Here is a 23087-nt window from a genome sequence, read left to right as displayed (position 1 = left end):
CGCCGTCGTTCGGCGTTTTTTGCGGACGCACCCGCGTTACCCACTGGTCCCATGCTCAAGCGAATCAGCGTCCAACATCTTGCCCTGGGCATGTACCTGCACCAGTTCTGTGGCTCCTGGATGGACCACCCGTTCTGGCGCACCGGCTTCGTGCTCCAGGACCCCGAGGACCTGGCACGCATCCACGGCACCACCATCGCCGAGGTCTGGATCGACGTTTCCAAGGGGCTGGACGTGGCCTCCGATGTGGCCACCACCTCGCCCGAAGAGGCCGAGGCCCGCCTCGATACCGACTTCAGCCAGCTGCAGGAGATGCCGGACCTGAAGATCCCGCCCGCCCCGCCGCCTGCCCCGTCCCAGCGCGTGCGCTCGCTGGCACCGACCAGCATGGCCGAGGAGCTGGGCCACGCGGCGTCGATCTGCCACCACGCCCGCCAGGCCGTGTCCTCGATGTTCCACGAGGCCCGCATGGGCCGCGCGGTGGATTCCAGCGATGCGCGCAGCCTGGTGCAGGAAATCTCCGATTCGATCACCCGCCACCCGTCGGCGCTCATCAGCCTGGCGCGGCTGAAGACGGCGGACGACTACACCTACATGCATTCGGTGGCGGTGTGCGCGCTGATGGTGGCCCTGGGGCGCCAGATCGGCCTGGACGCCGCCCGCATCCGCACCTCCGGCCTGGCCGGGCTGATGCACGACATCGGCAAGGCGGCGATCCCGCTGGTGGTGCTGAACAAGCCCGGCAAGCTCACCGACGAGGAATTCGACATCGTGCGCAGCCATTCCGAGCACGGCTACCGCATGCTGCTCGAATGCGGCGGCGGCGTGGAGGACGAGGTGCTGGACGCCTGCCTGCACCACCACGAGAAGATGGACGGCTCGGGCTACCCGCACCGCCTGCCGGCCGAGCAGATCAGCCTGACCGCGCGCATGGCCTCGATCTGCGACGTGTACGACGCCGTCACCTCCGACCGGCCCTACAAGCGCGGCTGGGACCCGGCCGAGTCACTGCGGCGCATGGCCGAGTGGACCAACGGGCACTTCGACCCACGCCTGTTCCAGGCCTTCGTGAAGAGCATCGGCATCTACCCCGTGGGCTCGCTCGTGCGGCTGACCTCGGGGCGCATCGGCGTGGTGATGGAGCAGGCCGCCTCGCTGGTGTCGCCACGCGTGAAGGTGTTCTTCTCCACCAAGTCCGACCTGCGCATTCCGCCCGAGATCGTCGACCTGGCCCAGCCCGGCTGCCCGGAGAAGATCGTGGCCCGCGAAGACCCGGACAAATGGCGCTTTCCGGACCTGAACGAGCTGTGGACCGGCATGCCGTCAGTGCCGCGCTGACGCCCCGGCCCTGACGCGACACCGGCCGCCCGCATGCCCCCGCTGCGCGCCAGCAACGATCCCGCGGGTGCCGTGCGCACCTATGCGATGGTGGAGCGCTCCAGCCACCTCGATTTCGACATCCGCGACCAGAGCGGCCGCGCCCCGCTCACGCAGCCCCACAAGCACGAGTATTTCCAGATCCAGGTGAACCTGGAAGGCCACACGCAGCACCACATCGGCGGCGTGGCCCGGCCGTTCACCGCGCGCACCCTGAGCTTCGTGCTGCCGCACCGCATGCACTTCGTGCCGCACCCGCCGGGCACGCGCTGGCTGGTGGTGAACTTCAGCCAGCGCTTCCTGTGGCCCGGCCTGGCCGTGGACCCGCTCGACCTGGAAGACGTGCCGCTCGCCCTGGCGCCGGAGCTGGCGCCGTTCCAGTTCCAGGAGCACCTGGACTTCACCTTCGACGAAAACGGCTTCGAGGCCGTGCAGGCGCTGCTGGACACCCTGCAGCGCGAGAACACGGCGCGGCGCCTGGCCTCGCTGGCGTGCATCCGCGGTGGCCTGCTGCAGCTGCTGGCGCTGACCTGCCAGCGCTGGGAAGGCGAGTTGCGCGCGCTGGCCGCGGCCCAGGCGCAGCGCGGCAGCCGCCGCGCGGCCATGGCCCGGCTGCTGCGCTACCTGCGCGGCGAACTGGCCGGCGACCCCACGCTGGCCGACGCGGCCGAGGCCGCCTGCCTGTCGCCCAACTACCTGGCCCACCTCATCAAAAAGGAAACCGGCAAGACCTTCACCGAGCTGCTGACCGAACGCCGGCTGGCCCTGGCGCAGGAACTGCTGCTGGCCACGGGCGAGCGCATCGGCGAGATCGCGCGGCGCTGCGGCTTTGCCGACGAAGCGTATTTCGCCCGGCGCTTTCGGCAGTGGCACGGCCTGAGCCCCAGCGCCTGGCGCGCGCAGCGGCTGCGCGAACTGCAGGGCACGGCCGTGGCGGTGCCCGGTTCCGTCCAAGTCTTGCGCTGAATCGTCCGGGTGCGCCGCGGCGGCAGCCCCTAATCTCCTGGTTCACCAGAACAACGGAGACGCTTTCATGGACCTGAACCGCCGAGACCTTTTGATGACCTCTTCCGCCACCCTGGGCGGCGCCCTGGCCGCAGGCTGCGCCAGCGTGACCGCCACCCCGTCCCAGCCCGCGCCGTTTTCGCTGAGCGTGCCGGCCGTGCCCATCGCCGGCAGCCGCGAAGTCTTTCCGGTGCACCGCATCTACTGCATCGGCCGCAACTACGCGGCCCATGCGCGCGAGATGGGGTCCGACCCGACGCGCGAGCCGCCGTTCTTCTTCCAAAAGCCCAACGACGCGGTGCAGCTCGTGCCGCCGGGCACCACGGTGGACCACCCCTACCCCGACCTCACCCGCAACTACCACTACGAGGTGGAGCTGGTGGCCGCCCTGCACAGCGGCGGGCGCAACATCGCGCCGGAGCAGGCGCTGCAGCACGTGTACGGCTATGCCGTGGGCCTGGACATGACGCGCCGCGACCTGCAAAGCGACATGAAGGACCAGAAGAAGCCCTGGGAGATCGGCAAGAGCTTCGACCTGTCGGCCCCCATCGGCCCGATCCACCGCACGGCCCAGGCCGGCCACTTTCCCAAAGGCGCCATCACGCTGTCGGTGAACGGCACGGTCAAGCAGAGCGCCGACCTGGCGCAGATGATCTGGAGCGTGGCCGAGCAGATCAGCAACCTGTCGCAGGCGTTCGAGCTCAAGGCCGGGGACCTGATCTACAGCGGCACGCCCGAGAACGTGGGCGCCGTGGTGCGCGGGGACCTGATGGTGGCGCACATCGACGGCCTGCCGGACCTCTCGCTGCGCGTGGTCTGAGCCGGGCCGCACCGGCGCCGAGAAGGCGTTGGCAGGCCGGCCGGCATGGCGGTGGCACACTGCCCCGCCATGACCTCTCCTTTAGCTCCCGAGCCCCGCCGCGCACGCGCGGCACGCGCTGTCGCCGCCCTCATGGCGCATGCCGTCTCCCTGCCCAGACGGCTGGTCCTGCCGCTGCTGGCCCTGGCCGCCGGGGTGACCCAGGCGGCGGGCCTGCGCATGATCGAGGTGCCCGCCGATGCCCAGGGCCCGGCATTGCGCGGCGCGGTCTGGACGCCCTGCGCCACACCGCCGGGGCCCGTCGGCATCGGCCCGCTCACCCTGGAGGCGGTGCGCAACTGCCCCGTGCAGGGCGCACCGCTGCCGCTGGTCATCGTCTCGCACGGCTCGGGCGGCACCGCCTTCAGCCACCACGACACGGCCGCGGCGCTGGCCGATGCGGGCTTTGCCGTCGCGGCCATCAGCCACCCGGGCGACAACGCGCAGGACCTGAGCCGCCAGGGCCAGCTTTCGGCGTTCGCCACGCGGCCGGCCGACATGCGGCGGCTCACCGATTACCTCTTGGGCGCCTGGCCCGGCCACGCGGAGCTGGACCCCGGGCGCATCGGCTTCTTCGGGTTCTCGCGCGGCGGCACCACGGGGCTCGTGGCCCTGGGCGCGGTGCCGGACTTCACCCAGCGCCCCGAGCTGTGCCCGGCCGGCTCGCCCATCCCGCTGTGCACCGAGATCCGCAACCGCTCCTGGCCCGCGGTGCCCGCGCCGGACCCGCGCATCCGCGCCGCGGTGATCGCCGACCCGCTGAACTTCTTCACCCCCGAGACACTGCAGGCCGTGAAGGCCCCCGTGCAGCTGTGGGCCTCCGCGCTGGGCGGCGATGGCGTCACGCCCGGCAGCGTCGAGGCCCTGCGCCGCGCGCTGCCGGCTACCCCCGAATGGCACGGGGTGCCCCAGGCCGGACACTTCGCGTTCCTCGCGCCCTGCCCCGCCTCCCTGGCCGAGCGGCTGCCCGCCCTTTGCCGCGATGCGCCCGGCTTCGACCGCAGCGCCTTCCATGCGGCGTTCCACCGCGAGGTGATCGCGTTCCTGCGCCAGCAGTTGGCGCCGGCCGGCGCCAGCGGCCCGTCGGCACGCTAGGGGCGGGCGCAGCCGCGCCCAGCACCGCCCCAGGGGCCCATGGGACAATCGCCCGCTGTTTTTGGTCGTTCTTTCCTTGGAACGGGCCCGTCCGGCCCTCAAGCCCCATGCCTGCCAGCCCCCGCACCTTCACGCTCAGCGATTTCGACTTCACGCTGCCCCCGCAGCTCATTGCCCAACACCCCGCCCCCGAACGCAGCGCCTCGCGCCTGCTCGACGGCCGCAGCACCGAGCCGGCCGACCGGGTCTTTCGCGACCTGCCCGGGCTGCTGCGCGCGGGCGACCTGCTGGTGTTCAACGACACCCGCGTGGTTAAGGCCCGCGTGTTCGGCGAGAAGGCCAGCGGCGGCAAGCTGGAACTGCTGATCGAGCGCGTGCTGACCGGCAACGAGGTGGTGGCGCACATGAAGGTGAGCAAGAAGCCCCTGCCCGGCGCCGTGGTGCACCTGGCGGGCGGATTGGCCGGTGGCGGCTTCGACGCCACGCTGCTGTCGCGCTGGCCCGAGGACGACGGCCCGCTGTTTCGCTTCGCGCTGCAGGGCCCCGCTGGCGAGACGCCCTACGACCTGATGGAGCGGCATGGCCACCTGCCGCTGCCGCCCTACATCGAGCGGCACCAGGAGGGCGGCGACGACCCCGATGCCGCCAAAGACGCGCAGCGCTACCAGACCGTCTTCGCCCGGGCCCCCGGCGCGGTGGCAGCCCCCACGGCGGCGCTGCACTTCGATGCGGGTGTGCTGGCCGACCTGGAGGCCCGCGGCGTGGAGCGCGCCAGCGTCACGCTGCACGTGGGCGCCGGCACCTTCCAGCCCGTCAAGACCGAGAACCTGGCCGAGCACCAGATGCACAGCGAGTGGTATGAGGTGCCCCTGGCCACGCTGGCCGCGCTGGAGCGCTGCCGCCAGCGCGGAGGCCGAGTGGTGGCGGTGGGCACGACGACCGTGCGCACGCTCGAATCGTGGGCCCTGAGCGGCCAGGCCACGGGCGACACGCGGATCTTCATCACGCCCGGCTTCGGCTTTCGGGTCGTGGACGTGCTGGTCACCAACTTCCACCTGCCCAAGAGCACGCTGATGATGCTGGTGAGCGCCTTCGCGGGCTACGAGCATGTGATGGGCCTGTACCGCCACGCCATCGCGCAGGGGTACCGCTTCTTCAGCTACGGCGACGCCATGCTGCTGCAGCGCCCGCAGCCGGCGCACTGAACGCGGGCCGCCCCGCGCCGTGACGAACCGCTCCGAGACGCCTTCCCCGCCGCCGCTGCACGCCCTGCGCAGCCGCGGCGCGGCCGTCGCGGGCATCGGCCTCACCGTGGGCGCCTGCGCATGCTTCGCGGTGCTGGACGCCACCACCAAATGGGTCAGCGCCGCCGTGCCGCTCTTCATGGCGCTGTGGCTGCGCTACCTGTTCCAGGCGCTGCTGACCACGGTGTTCGTGCTGCAGCGCGAAGGCGTGGCCGTGCTGCGCACCACGCAGCCGCGGTTCCAGGCGCTGCGCGCGGTGCTGTTCGCCGCCACGAGCCTGTTCGGTTTCATCAGCATCCAGCACCTGCCGCTGGCCGAGTTCACCGCCATCGTGGCGGCCACGCCGCTGTGCGTGACGGTGGTGGCGGCGCTGTGGCTGCACCAGCGGGTGAGCGCGCCGCGCTGGGCGCTGGTGGTCCTGGGGCTGGCGGGCACGCTGGCCATCATCCGCCCGGGGGGCGAGGCGTTCACCTGGGCGATGCTCTGGCCGCTGTGCCTGCTGGCCACCGGCACGGGCTACCAGGTCATCAGCAGCAAGATGGCAGGGCACGAGAGCCCTGCCACCACGCAGCTCTACACCGGCTGGCTGGCCGCGGCGCTGGTGTCGGTGGGCGTGCCGTTCGCCTGGACCGCCATCGCGGACCCGTGGCTGTGGGCCGGCATGTTCGCCATGGGCCTGTCGAGCGCCGTGGGGCACATGCTGCTGCTCAAGGCCTATGCGCGCACGACGCCGGTGACGATCGCGCCGTTCCTCTACAGCCAGATCGGCTTCGCCATGCTGGCCGGCTGGCTGTTGTTCCGGCACGTGCCCGATGCCTGGTCGCTGGCCGGCATCGCGGCCATCGTGCTCAGCGGAGCGGCCAGCGCCTGGCTCACGGTGCGCGAGACGCGCTAGCCCCTGCCATTCCCCTGACTCGGAACGGCGGTCGGGCCGAGGCGGGGCGCCCCAGGCGCTCAGTCGAGCTTGACGCCGGCGTCCTGGATCACGCGGCCCCACTTCTGCTTGTCCGCCACCAGGAATTCCCGGAACTGCCGTGGCGTGCTGCCGACGGGCTCCAGGCCGTCCTGCACCAGGCGCTGTGCGATATCGGGCATGGCCAGCACCTTGGCCACTTCCTGCTGCACGCGCGCGATGGCCGCGGGCGGCGTACCCTTGGCGGCGCACAGGCCCGTCCAGGTCACCGGATCGAAATTCGGCACGCCCGTCTCCGACACGGTCGGCACGTCGGGAAAGCCGGGCAGCCGCCGGGCGCTGGCCACGGCCAGCAGCCGCAGCTTGCCTGAGCGCACGTTCGGCATCGAGCTGACCGGCTGGTCGAAGATCATCGACACCTGGCCCGACAGCACGTCGGCCATGGCGCTGCCGGTGCCCTTGTAGGCGATGTGCACGATGTCGATGCCCGCGCGCGACTTGAGCATTTCGCCGGCCAGGTGGCCGCCCGTGCCGTTGCCGGACGACGCGAAATTGAGCTCGCCGGGCCTTTGCCGGGCGTACTGGACCAGTTCGCCCACGGTCTTGACCGGCAGCGCGGCATTCACCAGCAGCAGGTAGGGCGCGTTCGCGATCTGCGTGACGGGCAGCAGATCCGTCTCGGGATTGAAGGGCAGTGACTTGACCAGGTGCGGCTGGATCGACAGCGTGCCCGTGGTGCACATCAGCAGCGTGGTCCCGTCGGGCGGTGCCGACAGCACCGCCGAGGCGGCGATGTTGCCGCCCGCGCCCGGCCGGTTGTCGATCACGACCGGCTGGCCCAGGGCGTCGGCCAGCTTGGGCGCGATCAGCCGCGCGACGATGTCGTTGGAGCCGCCGGGCGAGAAGCCGACGACGATGCGCACCGGCTTGGAGGGAAACGGGTCCGCGGCCCGCGCGGCCGTGGCCTGCAGCGCGACGGCCACTCCGAGTACCGAGGCGAGGGCGAGGAAGGGGCGAAGCGACAGGCGGTTCATGGCGATCCTTGGAACGGGGCGTGGTGGGACGGGGCGGAGCGGGAGACGGGGTGGCCGAGGCATCAGGCGACCAGCGATGCACGGGCGCGGGCGATGCGCCGGCATCCTTCCAGCAACTCGTCGGTGCCGGCGGCGAACGAGATGCGGAAATGCGTACCGACGCCGTAAGCGCTGCCCTGCAGCGCGGCGAGGTTTTCGGACTCCAGCAGGTGCAGGATCCAGTCGTCGCTGCTGCGGATGGGCGTGCCCTGGGGCGTGCGCAGGCCCCACAACGCGCTGCAGGAGGCAAACAGGTAGAAGGCGCCCTGCGGCCGGTGGCAGTGCAGGCCGTCAATGGCGTTCAGCGCCTGCAGCACGGTATCGCGGCGCTCCTGGAAGATGCGCCGGCTCTGCGCCACGAAATCCTGCGGGCCCGTCAGCGCCGCCACCGCTGCGGCCTGCGCGATGGCGTTGGCGCCCGAGGTGCTTTGGGACTGCAGCTTGACCATGGCTTGGATGAGTTCCGCCGGCCCGGCCCCGTACCCGATGCGCCAGCCGGTCATGGCATAGGCCTTGGACACGCCGTTGACTGTGAGGGTGCGGGCTTTCAGCGCGGGGGCCACCTGGGCGATGGTGGCGAACGCGGCGCCGTCGTAGATGAGGTGCTCGTAGATGTCGTCCGTCAGCACCCAGACATGCGGGTGCCGTTTCAGCACGTCGGCCAGCGCGGCCAGTTCGGCGGCGCAGTACGTGGCGCCGCTCGGGTTGTTGGGCGAGTTGAGGACCAGCCAGCGCGTCCTGGGCGTGATGGCCCGCTCCAGGTCGGCCGGCTGCAGTTTGAAGCCGAGCGCCTCGGGCCCCTCCACGAACACGGGCACGCCGCCCGCCAGCCGCACCACGTCGGGATAGGACACCCAGTAGGGCGCCGGCACGATGACCTCGTCGCCCTCGGCCACCGTGCACATCAAGGCGTTGAAGATCACCTGCTTGGCGCCCGTGCCCACGATGATCTCGTTCACGCCGTAGTCCAGCCCGTTCTCGGACCGGAACTTGTGCGCGATCGCCTCGCGCAGAGCCGGCGTGCCCCCCACATCGGTGTAGCGCGTCTGGCCCGCGGCCATGGCGCGGACGGCCGCCTCCCGGATGTGCTCGGGCGTCTCGAAGTCGGGCTCGCCGGCCGTCAGGCCAAGAATGTCCCGCCCCTGCGCCCGCAGGGCGCGGGCGCGCTGGCCCGCCATGGAACTGGGAGATGGCTGGATGCGGTGAAGGCGGGGCGCGATGTGGAGCATGGAAAGGGCGGTGTTCGCAAAGGCCGGCGGACCGGGGTGAGGGCCAGTATCCGGCGCGCACTGCAGCGGCACAAATGAGTAATTGGCAGGTGCGGCCATTCCATTTCTTCCTGCCCAGCGGGGCTGCCGTACAGTGGCGCGGCATGAACATCACCTTCCGGCAACTCGAAGCGTTCTTCCTCAGCGCCCGGCTTCGCAGCTTCAGTGCCGCGGCAGCGCGCCTGCACACCACCCAGTCCGCCATTTCCAAGCGCGTGGCCGAGCTGGAGACCAGCTGCGGCACGCCGCTGCTGCACCGCACGCCGCGCGGCCTGGAACTCACGCATGCCGGACGGCAGCTCGTGCCGCTGGCGGAGGAATCGCAGCGGCTGCGGGTTCGCATCGAGCAGGAGGTGAGCGCCGACCATCCGCTGCGCGGCACCTTCCGGGTGGGCGTGACCGAGCTGACGGCGCTCACCTGGCTCACGCGGTTCATCCAGTGCGTGCAGGAGCAGCACCCGGCGCTGATGCTGGAGCCGGTGGTGGATGCGGGGCTGAAACTGTTCGAGGGACTGGAGGCCAACCGCATCGACCTGGCCATCATGCCGGGCACGTTCTGGGGCGCGGAGTACGAAACCGTGAAGGTCGGGCAGGTCGAAGATTTGTGGGTGGCCAGCCCGCGCCTGCAGATCCCGAAGCGGCCGCTGCTGCCGCACGAGTTCGAGGCCTACCCGATGCTGGAGCAGTCCACCGGTGCCTCCAAGAACCGCTTCTACGCCGCCTGGCGCGCAGAGCACGGCTTTCGCTTCAACCAGGTTTTCGCCACCAACAGCACCACGGTGCTGCGCGAGCTGACCATCAGCGGCTTCGGCATCAGCCAACTGGCACTGGATTACGTGCGCGAGGACATCCGGCAAGGGCTGCTGCGCATCGTCAAAAGCAATCCCATGCCGCCGCCCATGGTCTACAGCGCGGTCTACCGGGCCGACAGCTTCAGCCTGCCGATCCGGCGCATGGTCGACCTGGCGGCCCAGGCGTGCGACTTTTCGTTGAAAGCCAACCAGGCCTCCCTGCACCCGCCGGCCAGGCCCGCCAAGCCCTCACCGCCCGGCCGCCGCCGGCCCCCCAAGGCCTGAGCGGCTGGCGGCATCGAGCGATGGCGGGTGCCGGACGCGCTGCTCAGAACGCGGCGGCATGCCCGTCCTTGCGCGGGTCCGAGCCCGCGATGTAGATGCCGCCCTCGCGCAGCACGAGCTGGGCGCCGCCGAAGGCGAACACGCCGTGGCCCGACTCCACGGTGACCTCGTGGCCGCGCGCGCGCAGTTCGGCCAGCACGGCGGGATCGAAACCCGGCTCCACGGCCACGCCCCGGCCGCCGGTGACCCGCCAGCGCGGCGCATCGGCGGCGGCCTGCGGGTTCTGGCCGTAGCGCAGCACGCGCAGCGTCATCTGCACGTGGCCCTGCGACTGCATGGGGCCGCCCATGACGCCGAAGGCCATGCGCGGCGTGCCGTCGGCATGCATGGCGAACGCCGGAATGATGGTGTGCGAGGGGCGCTTGCGCGGGCCCACCTCGTTGGCATGGCCCGGCACCAGGCTGAAGCCGTGGCCCCGGTTCTGCAGGCTGATGCCGGTGCCCGGCACCACCACGCCCGATCCGAAGCCCATGTAGTTGGACTGGATGAACGACACCATCATTCCCGACGCATCGGCGGCCGCCAGGTACACCGTGCCGCCGCGGCGCGGCGCGCCATGGCCGGGATCGCCCGCGCGCGCCGGGTCGATGCGCAGGGCACGCTCGCGCAGGTAGGCCGGGTCCAGCAGGTCGCGCGGCGCCACGCGCATCGCGTCGATGTCGGCGTTGTGCTCGTACAGGTCGGCCAGCGCGAGCTTCATGGCCTCGATGCTGGCATGCACCGTCTCCACGTCGTCCACGGGGCGCGTGCCGATGCCCACGGCGTCGAGCAGCCCCAGCGCGATCAGCGCGGCGATGCCCTGCCCGTTGGGCGGGATTTCATGGACGACCGCATCCCCGAACGGCTGGCTCACCGTGCCCACCCAGTCGGCCTGGTGCGCGGCGAGGTCGTCCTCGGTCATCGCGCCGCCATTCGCCTGCGCATGGGCGGCCATCTGGCGGGCCAGCGTGCCGCGGTAGAAGGCCTCGCCGCCGGTGTCGGCGATCAACTCCAGCGTACGGGCATGCGCTTCGCTGCGGAAGATCTCGCCCGCGCGCGGCGCCCGCCCGCCGGGCATGAAGCACTCCGCGAAACCCGGCTGGGCACCCAGCCGGTCCGCCCCCAGCGCCCACTGCGTGGCGATGATGGGCGAGACCGGAAAGCCGCCGCGCGCGTATTCGATGGCGGGCTGCGCCAGTTGCGCGAACGGCAGCTTGCCCAGCCGCTTCGACAGCGCGACCCAGGCCGAGACCGCGCCGGGCACCGTCACGGCGTTCCAGCCGGATTCGGGAATGCCGCCGCGCTGGGCGAAGTATTCGGGCGTCCAGGCCGCAGGCGAGCGGCCCGAGGCATTGAGGCCGTGCAGTTCCTGGCCATCCCACACGATGGCGAAGCCATCGCTGCCGATGCCGCAGCCCGTGGGTTCCACCACCGTCAGCGCCATGGCCGTGGCAATGGCCGCGTCCACCGCGTTGCCGCCGGCCATCAGCATGCGCAGCCCGGCCTGGGCGGCCAGGGGCTGCGAGGCGGAAACGATGTTGCGGCCCATGACGGGGCTGCGCTGCGAGGCGTAGGGCTGGCCCCAGTCGAGGGCGGTGGCGTTCGGTGGGGGCGCTTGGGTCATGTCTTGTCTCCTTGGGTTGGGGAAGGCGCTCGGGGCGGGCTCATTGTTCCAGGGTGATCTTGCGCTCGCGGATCACGGCGGCCCAGCGTGCGCTGTCGGCCTGCACCATGGCGGCGAACTGTGCGGCCGTGCTGGGCCGGGCCGGCTCGACGCCCAGCTTGGCCAGGCTGGCGATGACGTCCGGGGCCTGCATGGCCTTGGCGAAGGCCTGGTGGATGCGCTCCACCAGCGCGGGCGGCGCACCAGCCGGCGCGTACACGCCGAACCAGGTCACCGACGAATAGCCGGGCAGGCCGGACTCCGCCAGCGTGGGCAGCTCGGGCGCGAGCGCGCTGCGCTGCTGGCTGGTCACGGCCAGGGCCCGCAGGCGGCCGCTCTTCACGTGGGGCATGCCGGTGGGAATCGAGTCGAACAGCACATGCACCTGGCCCGTCGCCAGGTCGGCGATCGACTGGGCCGTGCCCTTGTAGGGCACGTGCGTCATCTCGATGCCGGCCTGCGCGCTGAAGGCCGCGGCATTGAGGTGCACGATGGTGCCGTTGCCGCTGCTGGCGTAGTTGAGCTGGCCGGGGTGCGCCTTGGCGTAGGTGATCAGGTCCGCCACCGATTTGACGGGCAGCGAGGGCGTGACCAGCAGCACGCTGGCGGCGTCCGCCACGTGGGCCACGGGCGTGAAGTCCTTGCGCGGGTCGTAGGCCAGGCGCGGCATGAGGTGGGGCGAGATCGCATGCGTGCTGCTGGTGGTCAGCAGCAGCGTGTAGCCGTCGGCCGGGGCCTTGGCGGCCTCGGCCGCGCCGATGGTGCCGCCCGCGCCGGGCCGGTTGTCCACCACCATCTGCTGGCCCAGGTCCTGCGACACGCGCTGCGTGACCACGCGCGCCACCAGATCGGTCGCCCCGCTGGCCGGAAACGGCACGATCACGCGCACGGGGTGGCTGGGCCAGGCCTGCGCAGAGACCCCGCCGGCCGTCGCGGCGAGCGACAACGCAACGAGCAGGCAACGGGTGAAATTCACGAATCGCATGGAGCACTCCGATCGGGCACGCGGCAAAAGGGGCCATCTTAGGAATCGGTGCGCCCGCTGACCAACAGCAATTCGGCAAAGACCTTTGCCGCAACGGCAAAGCACTCGATACTTTGCACCTCCCCGGGCAAACCCCTTCCAAGCCCCTTCAAAGCCGTTTGCGCCTTTCTCCACCATGCGAGCCCACCTGCTGCAAGACACCGCCCTGCGTTACTTCCTCGAAGTGGCGCAATGCGGATCGCTGACCGAAGCCTCCGCCCGGCTGCACGTGGCCGCATCGGCCCTGAGCCGCCAGATCGCGGGGCTGGAGGCGCAGCTGGGCACGCCGCTGTTCGAGCGGCACCCACGCGGCATGGTGCTGACGGCGGCCGGCGAGATCCTCGCCACGCATGCGCGGCGCACCGGGCTGGACGCCGAGCGCGCGCTGGGCGAGATCGGCGCGCTGCTCGGGCTGCGTGCGGGCCAGGTGCGCCTGGCCACCTCGGATGTGTTCGCCAACGAACTGGTGCCCCGGCTGTGCGTGGCGTTCCAGCGCGAGCATGCGGGCATCCGCTTCACGGTGACGGCGATGCCCACCGCGCAGGTGCCGGAGGCCGTGCGCACGGGCGTGGCCGACATCGGCCTGTGCTTCAGCCGCGCGCCGCAGCCCGGCATCCAGGTGGCCCACCGCCAGAGCGCCCCCGTGCTGGCCATGCTGCCGCCCGGTCACCCGCTGGCCGGCGCCAGCCGCATCAGCCTGGCGCAGATGGCCCGGTTCCCGCTCGTGCTGCCGCCGCAGGAAACCATCGTGCGCCAGATGATCGACATGGCCTGCAGCCGCCAGGGCCTGCAGCTGGAGCCCGTGCTGGTCAGCAACCACGCCCGCACGGTGCTGGAGTTCGTGGCGCACGGCGGCGGCGTGTCGGTGTCGAGCGAAATCGCCACGCGCCATGCCGTGGCCGCAGGCGCCATCGTGGCGCGGCCCCTCGGCGATCCGGGCATGGACCTGCGCGACATCGAAGTGCAGACCCTCGCCGGCCGCGCGCTGCCCGTGGCTGCGCAGGCCTTTCTGGAGCGGCTCAAGGCGCAATTGACAGCGCCCTGAAAGCCGTTCAGATCAGCGGTGGGCCATCCGGTGCTGCAGCGCCTTCAGCACGGCGCTGTCGAGCGGCCCCCGATGCACACTGTGCAGGGCGTCGTTCAGGAGTTCCCAGGTCGCCCCCTTTCCAGACTGATCGGCCGTCTTCACATGGAATGCGTCCAGCCCGTCGAATTCGACGGTGCGGCATGCCTCGGCCGTGATCGGCACCTTGGTGTGCAAATGCACGTAGAGCGCGGGCGCCGGCCGGCCGTCAGCGAGCGTTCCCGTATCGAGCTTCACCTCGAAAAGGGTTCCATGGCGGTCGTCGGGATCGCCCTGCGAGCGCAGTTTGCGCGGCGCGCCGACGCGCAGCATGCCGCCATCCGCCGCCACGCCCTGTTGCAGCAAGTGCGAGACATGCTTGAGCTCGGGATACGGAAAGGTCTTGATCAGGTCCGTCCCCATGGCGTGAACGGCGGTGCATGGCATCGATGGCTTCGATGCGCTGGTCCAGGGCCCGAAGGGTGTCCAGGACCAGCGTCGACCCCTCCGCGCCGGCCTCCTCCAATTGCTGGCGCCGGACCTTCCACTGGCCTGGATCGCCGAACCATCCATCGAGCGTGAACCGGATCTGGCGCGCCAGGTTCAGCGGATCGTTGTTCTGCCCGATGGCTGCACCGATCGTCACGGTGTCCTTGCGAAGGGACGCACCCAACGCCAGCACGTCGCCGGGCTCCCGCAGCCTGCCGGCCTTGGGAGCGGGGAACGCTTTGAGGCGCTCTTGCGCCAGTTCAAGCACGACGGTCTGGCGAAGGGACAGCGCGACGGCTGCCGGGCCGCCGATGCCGTCCGGCAGCACATGCCCACCTACCGGGGCCTTGCGGGCCTTGCCGGCATGGGAGCGCCTGGGCGCCGGCGTGGAAGGGGATGCGGCTAAATCGTCCGGCCCCGGTGCCATCGGTGCTTCGTCGTCGGGCGGCGCCAAGTTGGACGGACGCGTGGGCACCCCCAGGTAGGTGGTGCCTTCCAGCCGGTTCGCGGTGGCAACGGACACCTTGTGCCCATCGAGCACGGCATCGCATTCCTGGGCCAGGGCCCCGATGGATTTCGCCAAACGCTTGGCGAAATCCAGGGCGACCGCCTGCGAGGCGCCCGCTTCGGTATCGAAATGGCGGCTCGCCAGCAAGATGAACGCCTGCGCGTGCCTCCGCAAGCGCAACGCACCGTTTTGCATGCGTCCCGCGTGGCCCGCCATGTCTCCCCGCATGGGCATGCGCGCGTCCTGCAGCAGATCGATCGCGGCGCGGTCCGACAGATCCACCGCGCAGCTCAACAGCGCCACGATCTCTCGGAGAATCTCGATGCCGTCCATGCCCTCTGCGACCACCATGCGATTGCCCAGGGTCCAGATCTTTTCCTTGTGCATGTCGAAGGCCTGCATCCGCAGTTTCGTGAGCGTGTGCGTGGCTTCCTTCAAGACCCCGACCAAGCCGGGGTGGGCTTTGAGATGGGCCGGAGTACCCAGCTTCTCGATGGCCTCGGACGTGGCAGTGATGTACGGCCGGATCGCCTCGATGACTTGATCGACCTGGCCGAGGTGCGCATTCAAATCCCTGTCCAAGGCGACCAGGTCCACGGGCTGGGAGCGCGCCTCCAGCATGCGCTGCGAAAGCGCATGGCCTTGCTCGACGGGCACCTCGGGAAGGTGCTGGACCAGAAAGGCCGCCAAGGCCGCGCGCTTTTGGTAGAGGGTCACGAAAGCATTTCGCCCCTGTGGGTCTTGGCGCTGGAGCTCGGTCAGGCCGTCGAAAGCGGCAATGCCGCGATCGGCCCACTGGAATGCCGTTTCCAGGATGCGCTGTTGATTGTGGGGCGTGACCCCTCCGGCCATGCACAGTCTGTCGAAGGTTTCGATATAGGCCGTCGCCTTGTCGACGGTTTCGCCGGCAACGATGGCCGCCTGCTTTTTCTCCCGCTTCTCGATCCGTGCTTGCTGCGCCGGTTTCGGTGGCCGCTGAACGGGCAGCGCCGCGCGAAGCTGGGACGTCTCTCCGCTGGCCACGGTACTTCTGGGACGGGACGGGAGATGCGCTGCAATGCCGCTGGGCGAGCCCGCCGGCGAACTGTCACGCCGCGATGAAACGCTGGGCACGTCCCGGGACGGCCCTGACGCTGGCTCCTGGCCATCGCCATGCGCGCGTGGGCTTCGGCTCGCTTTGCCGGAAGCAGTGAGTTCACCCGCCATGGACCTGCCCCTTGAAAACCCCAAAGATCAGCGTCACCCACATCAGCGCTTCATGCGCTTTTGCAGGTCCAGCAACACCTGGTCCGTCAAAGGCCCCCGGTGCACAGGGCCGAGTATCGCGGCGTTGATGCTTTCCCAGTTCTTGCCCCGCCCGCATTGCTCGGCCGTCTTGACGTGCACCGCCGCCAGGTCCTCGGGGGAGATGGTGGCGATGGCACCGGTGCCCACGACTTTCTCCGTGTGGAAATGCACGTAAAGCGACGGGGCGGGCTGCCCGTCCGACAGCGGACGCACCGCAAGGCGCACTTCGAACACCTTGCCGTGGGTGTCGTCCGGATCGCCTTCGGACCGAAGCTTGCTCACCGCTCCCTCCGGCATGGCTTCGCCCGATGCCAGCAGCATCGATACATGGCGTGCCATCGGATAGGCGTATTGCTTGACGAGCTCGATCTCGATCTGCCGGACCTGGTCGTGCAGGGCCTGCACGGCAGCGGTCCGCTGCGCCACGTCGTCGCGCAACCGTGCCATCGAAGGCTCCTCCATGACGGGGCCCGCCATGCTGTCGAGCTGCTGGCTCCGTTGGGCCCAGATGCCGGGCTGGCCGAACCAGCTCACCAGCGCATTGCGCATGGATTGCGCCACGTGGATCGGGTCGATGCCGGTATCCAAGGCGGTGCGGATGCGGGACACATCGCGATTCATCGACTCCGCCAGCGCGAAGAAGTCGAATCGCGCCCCGCCCGTCGGCTGTGGCGGCTTGCGAAACCGCTGGAGCCGCTCCGTCGCCAGTTCGATGGCGACCTCTTGCGCCGCGGACAATGCCGGCTTGCCGACCGATGGAGCCGATGGGCCGCCCGCAGAATGCGAGGCCTTGGCGTTGCGGCGGTGCTTGCGGCCGGATTTGGAGGGCCCTTCCGACACGGCCGACTCCTGCGCGGAAAGGGCGGGTTCCGCCTCCTCGATCGACGGTTCTTGAACCTGCGTCGACCGTCCCTCGACCGTGAGGTCATGAACGCGGGCAGCCATCTGCGGCGAGAGCTTTCGCGCCGTCAGCACCTTGCCGATCTCGCTGGCCAGCAACCGGATGGACGCCGCCAGCTCCAGGGCGGCCTTGCCCACCGGTGACGCCGACAGGTCCTGGTCGGGTGGCAGGTGCCGGGTCGCCTCCATGAGGTGATCCCGCGCGTGGCGCTCCAGCGCCATCACATAGCCCTCCAACCATGCCGCCTCCTGGGGGTGAGGCGCCACACGCGCATCCAACAGCAGATCGGCGGCCTTGCGCAGGTGCACGACATCGCCGACAAACTCTTTCTGCAGTTTCAGAGTCTGCTCGGTCACGCTGTCGGCAGCATCGGCTTGCGCCAGCATCATGACGCCCAGCATCACGCGATCCACGTGCGACTCAATGGCGATGAGCCGTGCCTTGGCAGCGCCCATCACCGCCGCCTTGAGCGTTGTGGCAGCGTCGGGCGTCGATTCGAACGTTTCCCGCTTTCCGAGCGAATCGATGGTGTCCGCCAGGGCCTTGCCCAAAGGCTCCAGCTCTTTGAGTTGCGCATCTGCTTTTTCGACATAGCCGGCCCAGGCCGCCTGGTAGCTTGCCGTGTCGGGGTGGTACAGCAGCTCTTGCGCCAATTGGTCGACGCCCGATTTCGGCGTGGTCATGACCATGCGGTAGGCGGACATCGTCCGCTGCTGCTCGATGAACACCGGAATGCGTGGGCCCGCGTGGTGCCGTTGGCCCATCGTCAGTTTTCCCAGCGCCTCCATGGCGAGCTGGGCTTGCTCGAAAGCGGGGGACGATGCCCTGCGCGTCAATGCAGCGTCACGCTCCAGCGACAAGCGCCCCATGAACGTCTGGTACCGATTCAGATGGGGAATCGCCTCGTCGATGGTCGTGGCCGCCGACCGGGCCGCAGGCGAAGGGCGCGCCAAAGCCGCTCCCAAGACGTCGGGCCGCGGCGGAACGTTGGCCCGTGGGCGCTGTGCTGTGGCGCCCGCCACGCGGGCGCAACGTATCCGAAGGCCCACCCTGATGCACCGTGCTGCCACGCTGCCGCCCCGCTGATGACCTGGCCGTGGGAGCCGCATCCTGCGACGATGGCGTCGTTGCAGGATGCGCGGGTGTCCCTGCGGTACGGCCGCGATGGTTGACATTTCCCGATGGCATGGAAGACCTTGACGAAGTAAATCTGCAGCCAGAAGGATGGCTGCGGTACTGCGGAAAGACTCTCAAAACCCGAAGCAGCTCAGGGGCTGGCGAAGCCCCCTTTGCATAGCGTGGGGGCCCGCCCAGCCCTCACGCCGTGGCTACTTCTCGGCGTGCTGCTGGCGAAACTCCCGCGCCTTGCCGAAGTGCCCGCACCCGATGAACGGCACGGGCGGGCGCAGCGCGGACAGCGGCGAAGGGTGGTTGGCCGTGAGCACCAGGTGGCCCCGGTCGCCCGGAATCCACACGCGCTTGGACTGGGCATGCGAGCCCCACAGCATGAACACCACCGGCCGATCGCCCTCGGCCACATGGCGGATCACCGCGTCGGTGAGCTCCTCCCAGCCCTTGCCGGAATGGCTGGCGGCCTGGCCCTCTTCCACGGTGAGGCAGGTGTTGAGCAGCAGCACGCCATTTTTGGCCCATTTGGCGAGGCTGCCGCCCGGCTCGGGCCAGGCGGGAAAGGGGGTGCCCAGGTCGCGCTGCATCTCCTTGAAGATGTTGCGCAGCGAAGGCGGCAGCTGCACGCCGGGCGCCACCGAAAACGCGAGGCCCTCGGCCTGCCCACGGCCGTGGTACGGGTCCTGCCCGAGGATGACCACGCGCACCTGATCGGGCGGGGTCAGCTCCAGCGCGCGCAGCGGCCGGGGCGGGAAGATGGCGGCGCCATCCACCAGCCGTGCCTTCAGAAACGCCAGCAGCGCCTGCCCCCGCGCACCGGCGAAAAAGGCATCCACCAGGGGCTGCCATCCGGCCGCCACGGGCCAGTCGGCAGGATCGGCGCTGTGCAGCTGGGTGGACGGCGCCACGGAATCATTCATGCTCAAAACAGCCTCCAGCACAATAAGATCTAGGGCATATAGCTATTAATTTAATAGCATCCAGCAAACCGGTGTCAGGCGAACAGCTTGGCCAGGGCCTCGCCGGGTTCCGGCGCCCGCATGAAGGCCTCGCCGACCAGGAAGGCGTTCACGCCCGCATCGCGCATCTGCCGCACGTCGGCGGGCGAGAGAATGCCCGACTCGGTCACCAGCAGGCGGTCGGCCGGCAAGTTCTTTTGCAGCGCCAGGGTGGTCGAGAGCGACACCTCGAAGGTCCGTAGATTGCGGTTGTTGATGCCCACCAGCGGCGTGCGCAGGCGCAGCGCCCGGTCCAGCTCGGCGCCATCGTGCACCTCCACCAGCACCGCCATGTCCAGGCTGCGGGCGATGGCCTCGAAATCGGCCATCTGCGCATCGTCCAGGCAGGCCGCGATCAGCAGGATGGCATCGGCTCCCATGGCCCGCGATTCATAGATCTGGTAGGCGTCCACCATGAAATCCTTGCGCAGCACCGGCAGCTGGCAGCTGGCGCGCGCCTGCTTCAGGTAGTCGGGCTGGCCCTGGAAGAATTGCCGGTCGGTCAGCACCGACAGGCACGCCGCGCTCACCTTGCCGTCTCCCTCGGCATAGCTCTGGGCGATGTCGGCGGGAATGAAATCCGCGCGCAGCACGCCCTTGGACGGGCTGGCCTTCTTGACCTCGGCGATCACCGCCGCCTGGCCCTTGGCTATTTTTGCGCGCAGCGCCCCTTCGAAGTCGCGCGTGAGCACGCGGCTTTCCGCATCCGCACGAATGGCGGCCAGGGGCGCTTTCTTTTGCGCTGCCGCGATTTCCTCGCGCTTGACGGCAATGATCTTGTTCAGGATGTCGGACATGGAAGGCAATCAGGGAATGGGAAATAGGGTCAGCGCATCGGGCGCTGGATGGTCTTCAGCAGCGGCTCGCCAGAGCGACGAATGTGAAGGCGCCCGGCCAGCATGTCAACGCAACGATCCAGCTGTTGCAATTGTTGATTCCAGGCCGCCTGGCGCACGGCAGAAAACGTAACAGAGGTCAGTTGCGCCACCGGGCCGCGCCGGACATGGCGCAACTCCAGCACAAAACAGGTGCCGTGCGCGGCGCTGCTTCCGACGTAGCAGCCCAGGCTGTGCTCCGTGGCATTCAAAACGATGGGAGGCTGAGGGCCCTGCCCCACCGCCATGATGCGCAACTGTTCGAAGTCCACACACCAGCCGCGCCACCGACGCTCCTGGCGAGCCAGTATCCAAATGGCTGCAGCAGCCAGCACGCCGGTGACTACCGCCACCCCCCAGGAAATCGGTGGCGCGTCCAGACCGGGAACCTGCATGGCCTTCCAGCCCAGAAACAGCGCAACAGGGCCCAGCATGGCGGCATACGCCCATGGGCCGCGCGGAGGGTTCAAGGCCTCGGGCAACAACAAGCGCTGTACTCGCGGCAGGGCCAACGCCAGTGCTTCGACGCTGTGGAGCGGGCCATGCTCCACCCGAGGCGGCTTCGTGAGGTCCTGCGTCATGGCATGGCGAAGTTGCATCGACCCGCGCGCATCAGCGCGCCGAGCAAAGTGCAGGCATCGTCCACCGCGCGCGCCTCGGCCACGCCCGGTGGGCTGCGGTCTTCGGGAATGCCGCGACAAAGCGCGGCATCGACCTCGGGAGGCCGAGGGCGCCGAAGTTGGCAGGGCAGCACCACATCGGTAATGCTTCAGGCCGCCAGCGCATGGGTGCGCGCGACGAGTTGCTCCAGCTTGGCGAGGGCGGCTCCGCTGGCAATGGCGGCGCGGGCGCGGACGATGCCGTCCGCGATCGAGTCGGCCACATTGGCGGCATACAGCGCCGCGCCGGCATTCAGGCAGACGATGTCCTGGGCCGGGCCGGGCTGGCCGCGCAGCACGCCCAGCAGCACCTCGCGCGACTGCTCGGGGGTGTCCACCTTCAGGGTCCGGTTGCTGGCCATGGCCAGGCCGAAGTCTTCGGGGTGGATTTCGTATTCGGTGATCTCGCCCTTTTTCAGCTCGCCCACCAGCGTGGCCGCGCCCAGGCTGACCTCGTCCATGCCGTCGCGGCCATAGACCACCACGGCGTGCTCGGCGCCCAGCCGCTGCAGCGCGCGCACCTGGATGCCCACCAGGTCGGGGTGGAACACCCCCATGAGGATGTTGGGCGCGCCCGCCGGGTTGGTGAGCGGCCCGAGGATGTTGAACAGGGTGCGCACGCCCATTTCCTTGCGCACCGGCGCCACGTTCTTCATGGCGGGGTGGTGGTTGGGCGCGAACATGAAGCCGATGCCGACCTCGGCGATGCAGCGCGCGATGGCCTCGGGCGGCAGGTTGATGTGCACGCCCAGCGACTCCATCACGTCGGCACTGCCGCTCTTGCTGGAGACGCCGCGCCCGCCGTGCTTGGCGGTCTTGGCGCCGGCAGCGGCGGCCACGAACATCGCGCAGGTGGAGATGTTGAAGGTGTTGGCGCCATCGCCGCCCGTGCCCACGATGTCCACCATGTGCGTGGTGTCCGGCACGTGGACCTTGTTGGAGAACTCGCGCATGACCTGCGCGGCGGCGGCGATCTCGCCGATGGTTTCCTTCTTGACACGCAGGCCGGTCACGATGGCCGCCGTCATCACGGGCGACAGTTCGCCGCGCATGATGAGGCGCATCAGGTGCAGCATCTCGTCGTGGAAGATTTCGCGGTGCTCGATGGTGCGCTGCAGCGCTTCCTGGGGGGTAATGGACATTCCGTTTCCTCGAATGAAGCTCAGGCGCCGGGACGCTCGGAGAGCGCAAGCCGGATGCCGAAACCGATGAACATCGCACCGGCCACGCGGTCCAGCCAATGCATACCTCGCTGGATCGCACCCTGGCGGCGGGCCATCCAGGCCGCCGCCAGCGCCCAGCCGGCGTTGACCGGAATGGCGTTGATGTTGAACAGCACGCCCAGCAGCACGAAGGCCCAGGCCTTGTTCTCGGTGCCCGGTGCGATGAACTGGGGCACGAAGGCCAGAAAGAAGATGGCCACCTTGGGGTTGAGCACGTTGGTCCAGAACCCGCCCAGGAACACCTTCTTCAGCGAAGCTGGCGCCGAGGGCGCGGCGCGCGCGGCGGCCAGATCGGCGCCACCGGCCGCGCCGGCAGGGGCCCTGGCCCACAGCATGCGAACGCCCATCCACAGCAGGTAGGCGGCCCCCACCCATTTGAGTGCCGTGAAGGCCGCGGCCGACGCAGCCAGCAGAGCCCCGACGCCCACGGCCGCCGCGACGATGTGCACGAAGCACCCGGCCGTGATCCCGAAGCCCGCGACGAACCCGGCGCGCACGCCGGATTTCAGCGCGTTCGTGACGATGTAGAGCACGTCCGGCCCGGGCGTGAGGTTGAGCAGCCATCCGGCCGCGATGAACAGGAGCAGCTGGTGCGTCTCGATCATGGCCGCGCCTGCAGGAAGTTGCGCAGCATGGCGTGGCCGTGCTCGGTGAGGATGCTTTCCGGGTGGAACTGCACGCCCTCGATGTCCAGCGTCTTGTGGCGCACGCCCATGATCTCGCCGTCGTCGGTCCAGGCCGTCACCTCCAGCACGTCCGGGCAGGTGGCCCGCTCGATGGACAGCGAGTGGTAGCGGTTCACCGTGAACTGCTCGGGCAGGCCGGCGAACACGCCTTGTTGGGTGGTGGTGATCACGCTGGTCTTGCCGTGCATCAGCTCCTGGGCCCGCACGATGGTCCCGCCGAATGCGGCCCCGATGGCCTGGTGGCCCAGGCACACGCCCAGGATGGGCAGCTTGCCGGCGAAGTGGTGGATGGCGGCCACCGAGATGCCGGCTTCGGCCGGCGAGCACGGCCCGGGGGAGATGACGAGCCGGTCGGGCGCCCGTGCGGCGATGCCCTCCAGCGTGATCTCGTCGTTGCGGTACACCTCGACCTCGGCACCCAGCTCTCCGAAGTACTGGACGATGTTGTAGGTGAAGCTGTCGTAGTTGTCGACCATCAGCAGCATGGCTTTGACCTCTTGAATGCTTGGGGGGCCGGGCCCGGCCCCCGTTGGGAAATGCACCCCCGTCACACGGCGCAGCCCGGTCCGGGCGGGTCCGCGGCTGCCGAGGCAGCGGGGGGAGACTTTTTGGGATGCGCGCCCGCGCGGGCGCA

20 protein-coding genes are annotated in these 23087 nt (G+C 69.7%); 8 read left to right on the top strand and 12 right to left on the bottom strand.

Annotation, left to right across the window (positions count from 1 at the left end; all coding sequences use genetic code 11):
* Nucleotides 1-51 precede the first annotated feature (51 nt).
* The 6 genes from AVTE2539_RS20780 (at nucleotide 52) to AVTE2539_RS20755 (ending at nucleotide 6475) form a co-directional block, all read left to right on the top strand.
* Entirely contained in the window at nucleotides 52-1338 is a 1287-nt protein-coding gene (locus AVTE2539_RS20780; protein WP_284413548.1) for a cyclic di-GMP phosphodiesterase, read from the top strand.
* 33 nt (nucleotides 1339-1371) lie between these two features.
* The gene (locus AVTE2539_RS20775) at nucleotides 1372-2343 is read left to right on the top strand and encodes an AraC family transcriptional regulator (RefSeq protein ID WP_284413546.1); all 972 of its coding nucleotides are present in this window, start codon (nucleotides 1372-1374) and stop codon (nucleotides 2341-2343) included.
* 67 nt (nucleotides 2344-2410) lie between these two features.
* Nucleotides 2411-3202, top strand: coding sequence for a fumarylacetoacetate hydrolase family protein (locus AVTE2539_RS20770; RefSeq protein ID WP_284413544.1), 792 nt, complete (start codon nucleotides 2411-2413; stop codon nucleotides 3200-3202).
* Between the two features lie 132 nt (nucleotides 3203-3334).
* The gene (locus tag AVTE2539_RS20765; protein ID WP_502868960.1) at nucleotides 3335-4336 is read left to right on the top strand and encodes an alpha/beta hydrolase family protein; all 1002 of its coding nucleotides are present in this window, start codon (nucleotides 3335-3337) and stop codon (nucleotides 4334-4336) included.
* A 107-nt stretch (nucleotides 4337-4443) separates the two neighbouring features.
* Complete coding sequence (queA, locus tag AVTE2539_RS20760) at nucleotides 4444-5541, top strand: tRNA preQ1(34) S-adenosylmethionine ribosyltransferase-isomerase QueA (protein ID WP_284413542.1); 1098 nt, start codon at nucleotides 4444-4446, stop codon at nucleotides 5539-5541.
* Nucleotides 5542-5596: 55 nt separating this feature from the next.
* Entirely contained in the window at nucleotides 5597-6475 is an 879-nt protein-coding gene (locus AVTE2539_RS20755; protein WP_442867407.1) for a DMT family transporter, read from the top strand.
* Between the two features lie 59 nt (nucleotides 6476-6534).
* Here AVTE2539_RS20755 and AVTE2539_RS20750 read toward each other — a convergent pair whose 3' ends face one another.
* Nucleotides 6535-7527, bottom strand: a complete 993-nt coding sequence (locus tag AVTE2539_RS20750) for a Bug family tripartite tricarboxylate transporter substrate binding protein (RefSeq protein ID WP_284413539.1) — start codon at nucleotides 7525-7527, stop codon at nucleotides 6535-6537.
* A gap of 62 nt (nucleotides 7528-7589) precedes the next feature.
* Nucleotides 7590-8795, bottom strand: coding sequence for a pyridoxal phosphate-dependent aminotransferase (locus tag AVTE2539_RS20745; protein WP_284413536.1), 1206 nt, complete (start codon nucleotides 8793-8795; stop codon nucleotides 7590-7592).
* A gap of 143 nt (nucleotides 8796-8938) precedes the next feature.
* On the opposite strand from AVTE2539_RS20745, the gene AVTE2539_RS20740 reads away from it, so the two are divergent.
* Entirely contained in the window at nucleotides 8939-9910 is a 972-nt protein-coding gene (locus AVTE2539_RS20740) for a LysR family transcriptional regulator (RefSeq protein ID WP_284413534.1), read from the top strand.
* 43 nt (nucleotides 9911-9953) lie between these two features.
* Here the strand turns inward: AVTE2539_RS20740 and AVTE2539_RS20735 are convergent, their stop codons facing one another.
* Nucleotides 9954-11573 (bottom strand): gamma-glutamyltransferase family protein, encoded by a 1620-nt coding sequence (locus AVTE2539_RS20735; RefSeq protein WP_284413532.1) that lies wholly within the window; start codon nucleotides 11571-11573, stop codon nucleotides 9954-9956.
* Nucleotides 11574-11613: 40 nt separating this feature from the next.
* Complete coding sequence (locus tag AVTE2539_RS20730) at nucleotides 11614-12597, bottom strand: Bug family tripartite tricarboxylate transporter substrate binding protein (protein ID WP_284413530.1); 984 nt, start codon at nucleotides 12595-12597, stop codon at nucleotides 11614-11616.
* Nucleotides 12598-12772: 175 nt separating this feature from the next.
* On the opposite strand from AVTE2539_RS20730, the gene AVTE2539_RS20725 reads away from it, so the two are divergent.
* Nucleotides 12773-13681, top strand: coding sequence for a LysR family transcriptional regulator (locus AVTE2539_RS20725; RefSeq protein WP_284413528.1), 909 nt, complete (start codon nucleotides 12773-12775; stop codon nucleotides 13679-13681).
* A 12-nt stretch (nucleotides 13682-13693) separates the two neighbouring features.
* Here the strand turns inward: AVTE2539_RS20725 and AVTE2539_RS26375 are convergent, their stop codons facing one another.
* The 8 genes from AVTE2539_RS26375 to AVTE2539_RS20680 all read right to left on the bottom strand — a co-directional run bounded on the left by AVTE2539_RS26375 (nucleotide 13694) and on the right by AVTE2539_RS20680 (nucleotide 22938).
* Nucleotides 13694-14122 carry a T3SS effector XopP-like protein gene (locus AVTE2539_RS26375; RefSeq protein ID WP_502868957.1) on the bottom strand — a complete coding sequence of 143 codons (429 nt, stop codon included), beginning with the start codon at nucleotides 14120-14122 and terminating at the stop codon, nucleotides 13694-13696.
* A gap of 1822 nt (nucleotides 14123-15944) precedes the next feature.
* Nucleotides 15945-17837, bottom strand: coding sequence for a T3SS effector XopP-like protein (locus tag AVTE2539_RS20710; RefSeq protein ID WP_284413522.1), 1893 nt, complete (start codon nucleotides 17835-17837; stop codon nucleotides 15945-15947).
* A gap of 375 nt (nucleotides 17838-18212) precedes the next feature.
* Nucleotides 18213-18932, bottom strand: coding sequence for a uracil-DNA glycosylase (locus AVTE2539_RS20705; RefSeq protein ID WP_284413520.1), 720 nt, complete (start codon nucleotides 18930-18932; stop codon nucleotides 18213-18215).
* Nucleotides 18933-19006: 74 nt separating this feature from the next.
* Nucleotides 19007-19807, bottom strand: a complete 801-nt coding sequence (gene trpC / locus AVTE2539_RS20700; RefSeq protein ID WP_284413518.1) for an indole-3-glycerol phosphate synthase TrpC — start codon at nucleotides 19805-19807, stop codon at nucleotides 19007-19009.
* A 29-nt stretch (nucleotides 19808-19836) separates the two neighbouring features.
* Nucleotides 19837-20466, bottom strand: coding sequence for a hypothetical protein (locus AVTE2539_RS20695; RefSeq protein ID WP_284413516.1), 630 nt, complete (start codon nucleotides 20464-20466; stop codon nucleotides 19837-19839).
* A gap of 188 nt (nucleotides 20467-20654) precedes the next feature.
* On the bottom strand, nucleotides 20655-21686 hold the full coding sequence (trpD, locus tag AVTE2539_RS20690; RefSeq protein WP_284394214.1) for an anthranilate phosphoribosyltransferase: 1032 nt from the start codon (nucleotides 21684-21686) through the stop codon (nucleotides 20655-20657).
* Nucleotides 21687-21706: 20 nt separating this feature from the next.
* On the bottom strand, nucleotides 21707-22372 hold the full coding sequence (locus AVTE2539_RS20685) for a LysE family translocator (protein WP_284413515.1): 666 nt from the start codon (nucleotides 22370-22372) through the stop codon (nucleotides 21707-21709).
* Complete coding sequence (locus AVTE2539_RS20680) at nucleotides 22369-22938, bottom strand: aminodeoxychorismate/anthranilate synthase component II (protein WP_284394222.1); 570 nt, start codon at nucleotides 22936-22938, stop codon at nucleotides 22369-22371. Before AVTE2539_RS20680 ends, AVTE2539_RS20685 begins: the two co-directional genes overlap by 4 nt.
* Nucleotides 22939-23087: the final 149 nt, after the last annotated feature.

The sequence above is a fragment of the Acidovorax sp. SUPP2539 genome (assembly GCF_030158975.1).
Classification (GTDB): Bacteria; Pseudomonadota; Gammaproteobacteria; order Burkholderiales; family Burkholderiaceae_C; genus Paracidovorax.
This window is presented reverse-complemented; position numbering and strand designations above follow the sequence as displayed.